This is a genomic window from Fibrobacter sp. UWT3, assembly GCF_900230125.1.
GTDB lineage: Bacteria > Fibrobacterota > Fibrobacteria > Fibrobacterales > Fibrobacteraceae > Fibrobacter.
This window is the reverse complement of the sequence record NZ_OCSS01000001.1, coordinates 280,143-295,691: the sequence shown is the minus strand read 5'-3', so window position 1 is coordinate 295,691 and position 15,549 is coordinate 280,143. Positions and strand designations below refer to the sequence as shown.

11 protein-coding genes are annotated in these 15,549 nt (G+C 51.5%); 6 read left to right on the top strand and 5 right to left on the bottom strand.

The genetic code is table 11. The features are described from left to right. Positions 1 to 11: 11 nt before the first annotated feature. The 5 genes from CRO08_RS01175 to CRO08_RS01155 form a co-directional block, all read right to left on the bottom strand. Complete coding sequence (locus CRO08_RS01175) at positions 12 to 341, bottom strand: transposase (protein ID WP_097034692.1); 330 nt, start codon at positions 339 to 341, stop codon at positions 12 to 14. A 440-nt stretch (positions 342 to 781) separates the two neighbouring features. Then, the gene (locus tag CRO08_RS01170; protein ID WP_097034731.1) at positions 782 to 2,863 is read right to left on the bottom strand and encodes a heavy metal translocating P-type ATPase; all 2,082 of its coding nucleotides are present in this window, start codon (positions 2,861 to 2,863) and stop codon (positions 782 to 784) included. A gap of 51 nt (positions 2,864 to 2,914) precedes the next feature. Then, the gene (locus CRO08_RS01165) at positions 2,915 to 3,136 is read right to left on the bottom strand and encodes a DUF1490 domain-containing protein (RefSeq protein WP_097034730.1); all 222 of its coding nucleotides are present in this window, start codon (positions 3,134 to 3,136) and stop codon (positions 2,915 to 2,917) included. A gap of 295 nt (positions 3,137 to 3,431) precedes the next feature. Continuing rightward, complete coding sequence (locus CRO08_RS01160; protein WP_097034729.1) at positions 3,432 to 5,690, bottom strand: TonB-dependent receptor; 2,259 nt, start codon at positions 5,688 to 5,690, stop codon at positions 3,432 to 3,434. A 171-nt stretch (positions 5,691 to 5,861) separates the two neighbouring features. Beyond that, positions 5,862 to 7,133: a hypothetical protein gene (locus tag CRO08_RS01155; protein WP_141398183.1), complete on the bottom strand. Its 1,272-nt coding sequence runs from the start codon at positions 7,131 to 7,133 to the stop codon at positions 5,862 to 5,864. Positions 7,134 to 7,435: 302 nt separating this feature from the next. On the opposite strand from CRO08_RS01155, the gene CRO08_RS01150 reads away from it, so the two are divergent. The 6 genes from CRO08_RS01150 (at position 7,436) to CRO08_RS01125 (ending at position 15,418) form a co-directional block, all read left to right on the top strand. Further along, positions 7,436 to 8,272, top strand: a complete 837-nt coding sequence (locus CRO08_RS01150) for an AraC family transcriptional regulator (protein ID WP_097034727.1) — start codon at positions 7,436 to 7,438, stop codon at positions 8,270 to 8,272. Positions 8,273 to 8,347: 75 nt separating this feature from the next. After that, positions 8,348 to 10,132 carry an ABC transporter ATP-binding protein gene (locus tag CRO08_RS01145; protein ID WP_097034726.1) on the top strand — a complete coding sequence of 595 codons (1,785 nt, stop codon included), beginning with the start codon at positions 8,348 to 8,350 and terminating at the stop codon, positions 10,130 to 10,132. Beyond that, positions 10,125 to 11,855 carry an ABC transporter ATP-binding protein gene (locus CRO08_RS01140; protein WP_097035680.1) on the top strand — a complete coding sequence of 577 codons (1,731 nt, stop codon included), beginning with the start codon at positions 10,125 to 10,127 and terminating at the stop codon, positions 11,853 to 11,855. Before CRO08_RS01145 ends, CRO08_RS01140 begins: the two co-directional genes overlap by 8 nt. Before the next feature lie 90 nt (positions 11,856 to 11,945). After that, entirely contained in the window at positions 11,946 to 12,512 is a 567-nt protein-coding gene (locus tag CRO08_RS01135; RefSeq protein ID WP_097034725.1) for a DUF3793 family protein, read from the top strand. Between the two features lie 42 nt (positions 12,513 to 12,554). Then, positions 12,555 to 12,983 carry a flavodoxin gene (locus tag CRO08_RS01130; protein WP_073192126.1) on the top strand — a complete coding sequence of 143 codons (429 nt, stop codon included), beginning with the start codon at positions 12,555 to 12,557 and terminating at the stop codon, positions 12,981 to 12,983. A gap of 86 nt (positions 12,984 to 13,069) precedes the next feature. Further along, positions 13,070 to 15,418 (top strand): RND family transporter, encoded by a 2,349-nt coding sequence (locus CRO08_RS01125; protein ID WP_097034724.1) that lies wholly within the window; start codon positions 13,070 to 13,072, stop codon positions 15,416 to 15,418. The last annotated feature ends 131 nt before the right edge of the window (positions 15,419 to 15,549 follow it).

The window sequence follows — 15,549 nt, the reverse complement described above, 5'->3', positions numbered from 1 at the left end:
CGCCTCGCATTTCAGTCGTGTGGTCGCATAAAGATGTGCAGGGATTTTTTTAGGATCTCTACCGTCTCCTTCTCGTCCGCAAGCTCCTTTTCACGCTTCTTCAGGAGTTTTTCCAGTTCCCTGTTCTTGGCGGCGAGTTCCTCGACGGACACCTTGCGGATTCGCCGTTCCTCGCGGTAGCTCGGCAGGTTGTGTTCCTTGCGGTACTCGTTTACCCACCGACCGACTGTATTGGGCCCGATTCCGAGTTCCTTGGCTATTTGGTTTGCTGACTTTTCGCCTTTCAGGACCAGCTTGATGACCTGTTCCCTTGTCTCGGAGCTATAGTTGATTTTTGCCATTGTTTTACCTTTTGGGGGTTGCGCAATGAATATAGTAGCTTATGCTACCCTCTTATTAAACTCCTGCATGGTCCAGTTTTGTATGGTCCATATCAACTTGCCTTATTTAGACGAGGCTAATATAGTTTAATAAAACTAATTAGGCAAGGCTAAAAATATTACAACAGCCATACTTTTTTAGACAAATCTAACTTTGAAATGAAATTTTTACAAAATTTCAGCAATTTTCCCCTTGTTTTTCTAGTTAGATTTATCTAACTTTTAGTTAGACAAGTCTAATTCTGATTGTTGCCATAGCTTTTGGACCCGGGCTTGTCTGGTTGAAGCAAAAATCCAATTCCCTCCTTGTGTCTCTTTGGGAACGATTGCGCCCCCGCTCAAGTAGCTCTGAGCAGGGGCGTTTTTCGTTAATTATGCCCGATTTTTTAGGCGGAGGGTCCCTACGCCTGCTTCAACGGCGTCATGCTCTTGGCGCAAATCGCCATGGTCGAGAGGTTATGCAGCAGGGCCGAGGTCGAGGGGGCAAGTATTCCGAAGAATCCTGCGGCCAGGAGCGACGTGTTGAAGGCGACGATAAAGCGGTAGTTCGCCTGGATGCGTTCCATGAGCTGCGTACTCAATGCGCGGAGTTCGGCGAGGTCGCGCAGGTCTTCGCTGCGGAGGGTCACGTCGGCGGTTTCGCGGGCAATGTCGCTGGCATCGCTCATGGCGACCGACACGTTCGCGGCGGCCAATGCGGGCGCATCGTTGATTCCATCGCCCACCATAATCACGCGGCGGCCTTCGGCCTTCATTTTTTCCACATAGCGGTGCTTGTCTTCGGGCAGCACCTGCGCAAAGAAGGTATCAATGCCCAAAAGTTGCGCCGTGCGTTCAGCGGCCTTTTGGCTGTCGCCGGTAATCATCGCCACATGCTTGATTCCGCGTTCACGGAGCATGCGGATGGCTTCGGCGGCTTCGTCTCGTGGAGGGTCGCTAATGCAAAGCACGCCCGCAAGGTTCCCGCCAATGGCAAGGTAAATCACGGATGCGGCTCCGGCGAGTTCGTCGATCTTTTTCTGTTCCTCCTCGCCCACTGCAATTTTTTCGTCTTCGACGACGAAATGCTTGCTGCCGATAACGGCGCGTTCACCGTCGAGAGTCGTCGCGATTCCATGCGCCACAATGTACTTGACATCGGCGTGTTCTTCTTCGTGGTCGATTCCGCGTTCGGCGGCACCACGCACAATGGCGCGTGCCATGCTATGCGGGAAATGTTCCTCGATGCAGGCCGCAATGCGGAGAATTTCTTCTTCGCTGCGGTTTCCGAACGGAATCACGCGTTCGAGTTTCGGTTCCGCCTTGGTGAGCGTTCCCGTCTTGTCGAAAACGATGGTGTCGGCAAGCGCAAATTCTTCCAGGTACTTGCCGCCCTTCACGGTCATGTTGCGGTCGGCCGCTTCGCGCAGCGCCGAAATCACCGAAATCGGGGTGGAAAGCTTGATGGCGCAAGAATAGTCCACCATCAGAATCGAGACGGCCTTGGTGATGTTGCGCGTAAACAGGAGCGTGAGCCCGAATCCGATAAAGCTGAACGGCACAATTCCGTCGGCCAGGCGTTCGGCGCGGCTCTGGATAGAGGCCTTCAGGTCTTCGGAGCGGTCGATGAGCTCGATGATTTTCTGGATCTTGGTGTTGCCGCTCACGGCGCGCACCGACACCACAATGGAGCCTTCGTCCACGACGGTGCCCGCGAAAACGGACTTCCCGACAGTCTTGTGGACCGCCTGCGATTCGCCCGTCATGGTCGCTTCGTTCACGAAAGCATCGCCCTCCGCAACGGTTCCGTCCACCGGAATCATGCTGCCGGAACGCACGCGCACGAGGTCGCCCACTTGGACATCCTGCATGCGCACCTGAACATCGACGCCGTCCTTGACAACCCACACGCGGTCTACCTTCACGGCAAGGCTTGCGGTAAGGGCGGTTCGCGTACGCGCCTTGGTGTAATCTTCCAGAAGGCTGCTCACGTTCAGCAGGAACATGATGGTCCCTGCCGATTCGTAATTGCGCTGCAAGATGCTTGCCCCGATGGCGGCACCGTCCAACACCTCGACAGAAAGTTTTCCTTCGCCAAGACAGTTCAAGCCCTTCGCCACAAACTTGAGGCCCCTGTAAATCAGGTGTGCCGTACGAATGGGGGCAGGGATCAGCAACTTGGCCAGGTAACGCCGCGCAATCATGAACGCAAGCCGGTTCTTGAATCGCGTGTCGAGTTCCTGCAGTTGATATTCAGTAGCGGGCTCGCTATCAGGGAGGTTCGCGATGTCCAGATTCCGGACAAAATCAATCACCTGTTCACGATAGCCGTCTTCGTATTCCAGCAGAATGCCGCCGTTTTCCGAATGGACTACCGCTTTCTGGACATAAGGTTCACTCACGCATGCCTTGTGGATGCGCGGTTCATGCATTTTTTCAAACGCGTAGGCCCCCGCCCGAAAGCGGATACGCCCCGGCTTATCGTAAACGATTCTACATTTCATCGAAAACTCTTTCGTCTTTCGTCTGTAGGACCGAAAGGTCCGTTCTTTCGTCTATTTCTCCGCTTCTTTCTTCGCGTCGTTGCAGATGTCTGCAGCTTCGTCCTTCATATCCTGGAAGGCGGCCTTGGCGTCAGCAGTAATCTTCATGCCTTCGGCAAGTCCCTTGACCGCATACTCGCGAGTTTTGGGAGCCTTGAGAATCTTCTTGATGATTGTCGGGCCAACGACACCGGCCACCACACACCAGAACTTTTCATTTTTCCATACGGACATAGTTTACTCCTTTTGTTTTGCCCTAATGTCATCCTCACTACAATCGGCCCTTCGACAGGCTCAGGGACCTTAGTAAAGACTCCATCAGAACATTGTTGTTCTTTGCATAATAATCTACCTAAAATTCACTTAAAAAGCAAACTACATACAAACTAACAAACAGACTTCAAGCCCTAGTCCCATAAGCTTTCCGAGCGACTAACAATGTTGCAAGTACGCAATTTAGTTCACGCTATGCAACTTAGTTTCCAATCATAAAACTTAGTTAGCGTAAACTATCCGAAGTTAGATATATCTACCTGAAACTGTACCGGATCTTGGTTGCAAAAGTGCGTCCCGGTTTAGATTCTCCGTACTTGTCGTAAACGGTTTCGTCCAAAAAGTTGTCAACCTCGAAACTCCAGGCGAGCTTATTATCCCACACGGAATATTCTACACCCAAATCCTGCGTGAACGAAGCGTCAATCTTTCGGCTCTGGCGGGAACTGATTTTCCACCCATAGTAATACTCGTCGGTATAGTTGGCGGCCCACCAGAACTTGACAAAATCGTTCTTGTTGAGTATATCGCCCATGTGGAATTCCGCCATGTAATTCATAAAGAACCGCGGAATGTTCGGGATAATCGCATCTTCAGGGATTCCCTGCTTGGCATTGTAATCAACGTTGCGCAAATCTTGGAAAGTCCAGTTCGTGCCTAGCAGCACCCATTCATTCACATCAAGTTTTACATCGCCTTCGTAGCCCCAGCCACGAATCGGATTCATATTAAAGTAGGGCACCGACATCTGAGAGGTGCTCATATAGTGAATGCGGTTCTTGTAATAAGAATAGAAAACGTCTCCGTCAAAACGGAATCGCGCCACTAGCGGGATTTCTTGCAAATCAAGAGACAGGCCTACGTTAAAATTGTCCGCTTCTTCAGGCTTGAGGTTTGTCGCAGCACTCACGCGGATTCCATCGCCAAAGAGTTCATCGGGCGTGGGCAGGCGCACTGCATGCTGGTAAGAGCCCTTGACCGCAAGAGGCTTTACAATCCTAAACATCAAGCTTTCATCGTAACTAAAGTCCGTATAATCATTCTTTTCCAATACCGCTTGCTGTATCATACTGGTGGAAGTATTTGAAATTTCAGCCTTCAGGTAATGGAATTTGAAACCCAACAGGTTTTGGAGTCTTGAATCAAAGAAATTGTCTTCAAGCGAAAGACCCGTCGTCACCGAAATTGTCTTGCCAGGATAGCCAGCCGTATTGAATCCGACCATTTCGGAACCCACGTCATCTTCGGGATCTTCCTTGTGGTACCGGAAAAGCGTATTCCAGTAAACAAACTGATTCTTAATGAACTGATAATCTAAATTCAGCAAATCGTTGAAATCATACGCCTGCACCGTTCTCAGTTTCGGGAGTCCCATCATCGTCAACTCGCCCACATTCTTTTTGGCCGTATCGCAGCTATACCAGTTGCGGCAATGAACACGGCTCGTGTCAATGATTTTATTTTCGCTGTATCCGAACGAAAAATGGTTACCGAAAGTCAAATCTTTTACAAAGATATTCTTCTTGTCGAGGCCAAATGTCGCTCCGACATTGTAACCTTCAGCCTTCGTTTCGATAATGCGATTCTCATCGCCCTGAATTTCCTTATCGAACGCGCCGTAGCTTGCACCTAGCGAGACCTGGTCAAACCATGCATTCATCAAGTTCGCAAACGCCTGCACATTGTAAGAGGTGTAATGGTCGTGATCACGAACGACGCTCGTGTCTTTACCTGTAGAACTTTTCATATAAGGCGAAGTAAACTTGTAATCGTTATCGGAATGATTAAAGTAGCCAGAAACACCCACCTCTAGGCCAGCATCACCCGCAATGCTATCGATTAGGTGACTTGCGGCAACAGAAGCCTTGTGCGTATTGAAACTCGAAAGGCTGTAGGACGCATCCACCGAATTAGCAGGGCGCTTCTTGGTAATGATATTGATGGCTCCGCCTGCGCCATCTGTCGCAAAACGCGCCGGAACATAGCCCTTGTAGACTTCAATGTCCGCAATCTGGTCGATGGGAATATCGTCAAGGCCCAGGTTTCCCTGCGTCTCGACAGGGACGCCGTTTACCAGCACCTTGATATTCTTGCCTTCCATGCCGCGAATGTTGATTTTGCCTTCGCTGCCCATGCCGCCGGACTTGCGCACTTTCACGCCCGAAGCGGAATTGACCGCTTTTGAAACGGTCTTGCTTGTATTCTGCATCTCGGCCGCGTCAATTGTCGCGACAGATTCTGCCTTTTTCGCCTGCTTCGCCTGTTCCGCTTCTATTTCAGATTCCACCGAAAGTTCGTCCAACTGCGTGACGCCCGAGGCATTTGCCGCAGATGCTTCTGATTGCGCCGTCGCGCTGTTTGCGTCATCAGTTGTCGCATTGTTCTCTGGAGCAGATTCTTCCAGAAAATCGTCTATCGAGGTAATTTCATCATCTTGAGCACGGGCCGAAACCGCACCAACCGTTGCAAATATAAGGGCAAGCGTTGCCGCCTTGTAAATAGGCTTCTTTTTCATCGCAGCGCAATTGAGCAATTTTCAGGCTAATTTTCTACTCCAAACGGGCCTTTGAAAATCCGAATGGATTTATCCTGTACCAATAACAAAATCCGCCCCCACCATTAGGCGGGAACGGACCATCGTGTTTATGAGGACTATATGTTTACCGCAGATTTGCGGAAATTTCGCTTACTTGAGTGGCACAAGCCACATCGGAATCTGCTTTACATCGGCAATCTTTTCCGCCTTTTCGGTCTTCGGGTCGTAACGGAAGTAGGCGTTGCCGTCTTTTTCGGTAGAAACGGCGAAAATCACTGTTCCGTCTTCATCGATGTACTTGCCGTAGCTAGCCCAGCTGGAGGAATAGTCGATGGGGAGCGCCTTCATGGTCTTTTTGGCGAGGTCGATTTCTACCGGCTTGCAGGTGTTGTTGTGGTAGCTGTCCATGTCAGTCCAGACCTGCTGCAGGTCCACCATCACATTCAAGAAGGAATACACCTTGGTGCCGTTGGCGTAGGTAGTGGGGCTCAGGTACTTGAAGTTATCTTTCTTGGTGACACCATCGATAGCAACATCCTTGGTTACGAACCACTGATAATCCTTGTCGAACTCGGTTTCACCCACCTTGATACGCAGGAATCCATCAACCTGGCCGGGAGCGTAGCCCCAAGAAGCGTTGCTGTAGCAGTAAATGTAACCGTCGGCAACGATGAAGGCCTGGTTCTGAGAATCATCCAGGGAACCCACGGCGGCAACGCGGTCATCTTCGGCCACGGCAATCAAGGAATCATTTTTCACGTCGATAATGGCGACTTGCGCCGTATTGCCGGTGGCGTAATCGCTTACGTTCTGCAGCAGACCCACATAGAGACGGCCGTCAACAATCACGCCCGTGCCCGGAGACACAACGAGAGCGTCGTCGCCCTTGTATTTGGAAAGGTCAATTGCGCCCGTGCGCTTCATGGTTTTCGGGTTGAAGATAATTAAGGAATCGAGCATACCGCCCAAATAGGCTTTTTCTTCATTTACAAAGTAAATGTGGTTTGCCCATGCGCCTGCAAGCGTAAGTTCCGCAGTTTTGCTGCCAATCTTGTTATTTGCGTCGAGGCTGTAACGCGCGATGGAACCCACATCAAGGTCAGCAATAAATAGGGAGCCGTCGTAATAGACAACGCCTGCGCGGGTGCCGACTTCAACATAGTCCGTCCCGATTTCATCCGTATGGTCCAGCGACATCGTGCCGATGAACATCGTTTCGCCGGTAGAGATCGATGTCGCGAATTCGCGCTTGTATTCGCCATTATCTTCTTTTTTAGAGCTGCTGGACTTGTCGTCTTTTTGGGTCGAAGAAGAGGAAAGATCCTTTTCGTCGCCACCGTTGGCAGAAGAAGAGTTGTCGTCGCCGCAAGCGACAAGCATGCTGAACGATACAGCAAGAGCCGCCAGAAAACGTGTTTTCATATATACTCCTTGATTGAGATGCGGGAAAACCGCGGTTGTTAATTTTGCGGAGCATTTTAGAAATGTCGTCCGGGGAGTTCAACTCCAAACGGAGGAGGAAAAACCCGAAAAGACCAAGATCCTTTTCTCGAAATACAGACTCCATTTAGTCCATTTTCACTCCATTCAGACATTTTTGCAATAAAAATTTTCTATTGCCGTCACAAAATTAGCCTTGACAAAGTTTTTCTCGCTTGTTAGATTTGTCTTACTTTTTAAGACTAGACTAACAACGTCAGTCTGAATCGTTTTATGAGGAAAGAATGCTAAACATCAAAGGAATTGAATGGTTGCACAAAATCGGGTGCTACCATACGACACTCGCAGGAGATCCAATTCTCATTCTTGAATTTTGCCGGAAGGGGCGCATTACCTGGGCCGGCGGAGCACTGCCCTGCAATCAGCTGAATGCGGGAGAAATGCTGGTTTATGACGCCTGGACTTCGGGTGCGCTAACGCGCTCTGCCGATTACTGCGGCGACCGCATCCTTTTCTACGAGGAATCAGCAAAGTACATCCACGAACATTTTGCAGGGTTCCAAATTGACATCAAGATGCTTGCACAGAAGATGTGCCGTCCGGGCCGACCGTTCATTGTGCACACCAAAGAAGAAGTGGCCAACGCATTCGAAAAAATCGAAAACAAGCCCGAAAAAACACAGGCAGAATACTGCAGACTCGCCATTTTAGAATTGCTGCTCACGTTAAAAAACTTGGACACTCAAAGAGAATACGCCTGCCGCGAGTGCAATCTGTCTTCACTCCAAATAGAAAAGATTTACTGCATCCGTTCGTTTATCTGCGAAAACATCGACAATCACTGGACTATCGACGAACTTTCCGACAAGTTTGACATGCCGCCTACCGCAATGAAGCTCTGCTTCAAGAACGTGTTCGGTTTGCCGGTATTCACCTACGCCCGACGCGAGCGCATGAAAATCGCCGCCAAGGAACTCCGCGAAAGTGACCGCGGGATTCTCGAGATTGCAGGCGAAGTCGGTTACAATAACGGGAGCAAGTTTGCCCACGCCTTCCAAGATGTGATGGGCATGACCCCGAAGGAATACAGGAAAAAATACAGGATGACAAACGTCGCGTGATTAGACGAAAGAACGGCTCTTCGAGCCTACAGACGAAAGACGAAAGATAAAAAAGACGCTTCGCGTAAAACAATTATGAAAAAGACATTCTCTAAACTCTATGCATACATGGGCAAGCGTAAACCGCTGTTTCCGCTCGCCTTGATTCTCTCGGCATTGAGCGCCATCGCGGGGCTCGTGCCGTTTTTACTGATGTGGCTGATTGTCCGCGAGATTATCTCTGGCGGCGACATGACGAACATCAAGATTTTCGACTACTCCATCGGAGCGGTTCTCGCCTCGGTCACAAGCGTATTGCTCTACTTTGCGGCCCTCGCCTGCTCGCACCTAGTAGCATTCAGGCTCGAAGGCGACCTGCGCCGATTCGCCATGAAAAAGTTGATGTCAGCTCCGCTTGGATTTTTCGACAAGAATCCAACGGGCAAACTCCGCAAGATTATCGACGACAACGCCGCAATTACGCACACCTTCGTCGCGCACGAGATGCCCGATATTTCGGGCACCATCCTGATTCCCATCGTGGCGCTTGTGATGATGTTCGTTTTCGATTGGCGACTCGGCCTTGCCTCTTTGGTGCCTATCGCATACGCCTTGTTCATTTTGGGGACCCTTGGCCGCAGGGGAACCAAGTTCATGGAACGCTACATGCAGGCCCTCGAAGAGATGAACGCCGAAGCGGTGGAATACGTGCGCGGAATTCCCGTAGTCAAGGTTTTCCAGCAGACGATTTTTTCGTTCAAGAGTTTCTACAACAGCATCGTGACTTATCACAAGATGGTCACAGCCTATTCCGACAACTGGAAAGTCCCTTACTGCATCTACACGATTCTCGTGAACGGATTCGTGCTGTTCCTGGTGCCGACAGCTGCGCTCATCATCGGTAACGACGGCGATGTAAAACTCACCATCGTGAACATGATGATTTACGTGTTGGTGACGCCACTGTTCTCGCAGTGCGTGATGCGCAGCATGTACCTGAGCAATGCCACGAACCAGGCGGGAATCGCGGTTGACCGTATCAACGATATCGCCCGCACCAAAGATTTGGAAGTTTGCGAGAATCCGGTACCGATGCAAAAGTTCGATGTGGAATTCCGGAACGTGAACTTCACCTATCCCGATACCGACAAGCAGGTATTGAGCGACATTTCGCTCACAGTACCGGCGGGCCACACGGTAGCGCTTGTCGGGCCTTCGGGCGGCGGCAAGAGTACAATCGCAAAACTCCTACCGCGCTTTTTCGACGTCGATAGCGGCGAGATTACCATTGGCGGTATTCCCGTAAAGCAGATTGACCCGAAGGAACTGATGAAGAACGTTTCGTTCGTGTTCCAGAATACACGTCTTTTCAAGATGAGCATTTTGGACAACGTTCGCTACGGCATGCCCGATGCAACTCTCGAGCAGGTAAACAAGGCGCTTGATCTTGCGCAGTGCCGCGAAATCATCGACAAGTTGCCCGGCGGTATTGATACCGTTATCGGGAGCAAGGGAACTTATCTTTCGGGTGGCGAGCAGCAGCGAGTGGTACTTGCGCGCGCTATCTTGAAGAACGCCCCCATCGTGGTGCTAGACGAGGCGACCGCCTTTGCTGACCCAGAAAACGAACGCTTGATTCAAGAAGCCTTGCACAAACTGGCCGCAGGCAAGACCGTTCTGATGATCGCCCACAGGCTTACAAGCGTGGTGAACGCAGACCAGATTATCGTTGTCGAAGATGGCGAAATCGCCGAACGCGGAACGCACAACGAATTACTTGAAAAGAACGGCGTTTACGCCAAGATGTGGGCCGAATACCAGCAGTCTGTCACATGGACCCTCGACAATTCCAAGGATAATGAAGGAGGCGAAAATGTATAAGTGGGTTCAGAATACTTTTGCTCTATCGGAAGAAGGTTCGCGCACGTTCGTCCGTGGCGTCGTCTGGACATTCCTGCACTTTGTTTCGCTCATGTTCCCGATGATGATGCTCTTTTATTTTTTGATGGAGCAGATGGGTGTTGGCGAATTTGCAGGCAAGACTCCGCACGGGACCTTGTTCTATGTGGGAATTGCGGTAGTCCTGTTTATCGTGATGCTTGTCATTTACAGGTTTTCGTACAGTGCGACTTACAGCAGCGTGTATGACGAAAGCATGCGCCGCCGCGTCTCGATTGCCGAAAAGCTTCGTAAGTTGCCGCTTTCGTTCTTTGGCAAGAAGAACCTTTCGGACTTGACATCGACCATCATGGACGATTGCAACGCACTCGAAATGATTTTCTCGCACGCGGTGCCGGAACTTTTCGCCGCCATCGGGAGCGTCACCATTATTGGCATCATGCTGTTCTGCTACAACTGGAAAATGTCTATCGCACTTTTCTGGGTGGTACCCGCAGCAGCATTGCTCATTGCGCTTTCCAAGAAAATTCAGGACCGCTGGTTCGAAAATTCATATAACGCACGCCGCGTGATTATGGAAGATATCCAGGAAGGTCTCGAAAACGTGCAGGAAATCCGCTCGTATTCGGGTGAAACCGCCTACCTCAATCATTTCGACAAGGATTGCATCAAATACGAAAAATCGCAGATGGATTCCGACGTGAAGGTAGGTTCCTTCCTGAATTCAGCGCAAGGCATTCTCAAGATGGGCCTTGCCACGGTGCTGATTACGGGCGCTCGCCTCTGGACCAAGGGCGAAATCGATGTATTCACCTATCTGGTGTTTATCGTGTGCGCGGCAACGGTCTACAATCCGGTTTTCCTAGTGTTCAACAACCTCGCCGAACTGTTCTTTGTGAATGTGCGCCTGCGCCGATTCCGCGAAATGGACCAGATGAAACCTCAGGAAGGTGTAACTATATTCACTCCCCAGAATTACGATATCGAATTCAAGGACGTCGATTTCAATTACAACGAGAACAAGCAAGTCTTGAAGAAGGTCTCGTTCACGGCAAAGCAGGGCGAAATCACCGCACTTGTGGGCCCGAGCGGCAGCGGAAAGACGACTGCAGCAAAACTCGCGGCACGCTTCTGGGATATTCAAGGCGGCAAGGTGACCCTCGGCGGGCAGGACATCAGCAAGATTGACCCTGAAACGCTCCTCAAGAATTTCTCCATCGTCTTCCAGGACGTGGTGCTGTTCAACACAAGCATCAAGGACAACATCCGCATCGGCAAGCGCGATGCCAGCGACGAAGAAATCCTGAAGGTCGCAAAACTCGCGGGATGCGACGAATTCGTGCAGAAGATGCCGCAAGGCTATGACACTGTCATCGGTGAAAACGGCGAAACGCTCTCGGGCGGTGAACGCCAGCGCATCTCGATTGCGCGCGCCCTGTTGAAAGATGCGCCCATCATCTTGCTCGACGAGGCGACCGCAAGCCTCGACGTAGAAAACGAATCCAAGATCCAGCGCGGCATTTCGCAGCTGGTGAAGGGCAAAACAGTCATCATCATCGCGCACCGCATGCGTACCATCGCAAACGCCGACAAGGTCGTGGTTCTGCAAGACGGTCACATCGCCGAAACGGGCACCCCTGCCGAGCTCAAGGCGAAAGGCGGCCTATTCAGCAAGATGCTCGAATTGCAAATGAACAAAAATTAATACAAAATTAGCCTTGACAAACATCAAGGCTTTTTTATATATTTGTTAGACAAATCTAACTTTACAATTTATTTGTAGTTTGCAATAAAAATGAATCGCCTTTTAGACCACCGTCTCGTTCGCCAATGCGCGCCAACACTCGCCGGACTCAAGGTCGGAAGTTTATTCTGCCTTGAATCTTCATCCAGCGAAACGCTGTGTAAACAACTCGCCCACTGGAACAAGGAACTCAACCCTCGCGGCGTGTGCGTGCGCGTTATTGCAGAACGCTGCGGTCGCAGTTTTATCTACGTCTATCGCGAAGACGCCCTGAAAAAGCTTATTGCCGAGCCGGAAATCCGCCATTTTCTCGCCGCCTACGGCTACGCCGACTTTGGCACCGACAGTGCACTCGCATACATGACGGCGCGCATCCGCAAATGCCACTGTTTTCCGCACGAAGTCGGACTTTTCTTGGGCTACCCCCTCGAAGACGTGAAAGGGTTCATTATCAACGGCGGCAGGAATAGCAAATATACGGGCTACTGGAAAGTTTACGGCGATGTAACCGAATGCGAAAAACGGTTCGCCTGCTTTCGCAAGTGCTTTGATGTTTTCAACAAACTATTTGAAAAAGGATATTCGCTGCCGATGCTAACTGTCCGAAACGCAGCGTAATCAAACGACATTCACCTCTTTAATTCACCTAGGAGAATCACAATGGAAAAAATCGCAGTCATTTACTGGAGCGGAACCGGCAACACCGAACTGATGGCAAAGTACGTCGCCGAAGGTGCCAAGGCCGCCGGTGCCGAAGCCGACGTGTTCAGCGTCTCGGACTTTTCGCAGGGCCAGCTGAGCGAATACGCCCGCTACGCGCTGGGTTGCCCCGCCATGGGCGCCGAGGAACTTGAAGATTCCGAATTCCAGCCCTTCTACGAAGCCGTCAAGCCCGCTCTCAACGGCAAGAAAGTCGCCCTGTTCGGCTCTTACGGCTGGGGTGGCGGTGAATGGATGAACCCGTGGAAGGCTGACGCAGAAGCCGCCGGGCTCGTGCTTGTAGCCGAACCGCTCGCCATCGAGAACGCCCCCGATGACGCCGGCAAGGCCGCCTGCCAAGATCTCGGCAAGGCACTCGCCACCGCCTAAAAAGACTTTTTCTTTCTTATAGTGTTTTGGATTGAAGCAGCCCTGACGGAATCACACTCCGTTGGGGCTTTTGGAGGATTTTTACAATGCAAGTTTCTCGTGTCAACAAGGTTTTTGCCCGATTGGGGCGTTTTCAGGTTCGTTTTCGCTGGTTGATTCTGCTGGTAACAGCCATCGTGACGGTTTTGGCGAGCCTCGGGCTCCCGCATCTGCAGATGAGTAGCAGTGAAGAGGACTGGTTCGACGACTGGGACAAGGTGAAAATCGACCAGGCGCATTTCAACGAAAAATTCGGCAGCGACGACGGCTACATGGTGATGGTCCGCGCCGACGACGTTTTTGCGCCGGAGGTGTTGCAGGCAATCGACAGGCTTTCGCGCAGGCTCGAAAACGAGGTTCCGTACGCCGACCGCGTGGTTTCGCTGACGCACAACTTGTCAATTCCGGTCGCAAACGACGAAGGTTTTGAAGTCATCGATCCGTTCGAGGGCGGCATTCCCAACGACCCGCAGGAGTTGGAAGCGAAAAAACGGCTGATTCTTTCCCGCGAATCGCTCGTGAACAACATCGTTTCTGACGACGCGAAAGAAACGTGGATTATCCTCGCGCTGAAATCATACGAAGGCGGCGTCAATTTTGGCAAGGACAGCATTGCGCCTTTCGCCCGCGAGGTCATCTATTCCGACGAATTCAAGAGCGACAAGTTCGAGATGCTCCCGACGGGCATGAGTTACACCGAGATGGAAGAAAACGAAGTCATCTCGCGAGAATGCGCTATGCGCATCGGTTTCGGGTTCCTGGTGATGCTCGTATGCCTTATCTTGTTCGTAAGGTCTTTCCGCGGTGTGGTGGTGCCCGCGATTGCAACGGTCGGCGGCATCGCCTCGGTGCTCGGCATCAATGCGTGGCTCGGAGTTGTCGGTGACGAGAGCATGGTCGCGCTCCCGGTGCTTTTAGGCATGGCGCTTTCGGTGGGCTATTCCATCCACTACATCAATTCGTTCCGCATGCATTTTAGGCGCACGGGCAACCGTCGCGAATCCGTGATTTGCGCAGTCGAAGAAACGGGCTGGCCCATCCTCTTTACAGTCATCACTACGGTTGCTTCACTGATTTCGTTCCTGTTCGCAGGCATTCGCCCTATCCGCTGGATTGGCGGGATTTCGGCGGGCATTGTCACGATGGTTTATCTGTATGTCATCATCCTGATTCCGATCCTCATGAGCTTCGGCAAGAATGCAGAACCCGACCCGACGCAAGTAAAGTCGGCAGGGGCCACCAAGGCAGACATCCTCTTTGAATTCTTTGGGCGCAAAGTCTGCAGGCACAGCGTTGTCATCGCGGTGATTTCGGCGGCGGTAATGTTGCTGCAGATTCCGGGAATGATGCGTATCGACGTGAATATGGACTACACCGAAACTATGGGCGAAAAGATTCCCTTCGTGGTGCGGCTCAAGGACATGCTCAGCGGAAAACTCGGAAGCCTTTACGACTTTAACGTGATGGTGGAATTCGATGACGCGGACGCGCTCAAGGATCCCGCCAACATGAAGCGCATCGAGCAACTTGAACAGAAACTCGGCACGCTCCAGCTCACGAAAATTTCAGGCGACAAGCCGCGCGTGCAATCGGTGACGCGCCTCGTGAAAGAGATGAACCGCACGCTGAACGCCGACAGTATCGAGTATTACAAGATTCCCGACGCACAGGACATGCTCACGCAATTACTTTTCCTGTACGAGATTTCGGACCCAGACGCGCTCTTTGAACGCATGGACGAAGAATACAAAACCACATTCATCCACATAGAACTTTCGGGCTACGATGCCAACAAAATCGTCGAGGACCTAGATTCGGCAAACGCCTATGCCGCCCGCATTTTCCCGGACGCCAAGACGTCTGTCGTGGGCGAGGTCGTGAACTACGCCGAAATGAATGGCAAGCTGGTCGGCGGGCTTTTGCGCTCCTTCGGCGGGTCGTTCGTGATTATCGCCATCATGATGATTCTTGCATTCGGGAGCATCAAGGCGGGCCTTATCGGGATGATTCCAAACGTAGCGCCAGTCCTCCTGATTGGCGGCGTCATGGGCTATTCGGGCATGCCGCTCGACATGATAACGATGATCGTGATGCCAATGATTCTGGGCATCGCCGTCGACGACACCATCCACATGAACAACCACATCAAATACGGCTTTGAACGCACGGGCAGTTACAGGCACGCGTTACTGCTCTCTTACCGCGAAATCGGAAAGACCATGGGCATGACCACCTTCATCCTTTGCGCGATGTTCTTCGTATTCATCTTCAGCCCCATGGGCGCACTCCACAACGTGGGTCTGCTCTCCATCGTGGGCCTCGGCGCCGCACTCCTTGCCGACTACACGCTCACCACGGCGCTTGTTTACCTGTGCAAGCCATATGGGAAAGGTTAACGGCTAATTCAGAGAACGAAAACAGCGTTCTCGTGACGAGTCCGACTGAAATCGGGGATTGCACAAAGCCATTCCAACATGTTGGGCGAAAATGAAAATATCGGCCTCTAGTGTCGGCCGAAGCACCCCAA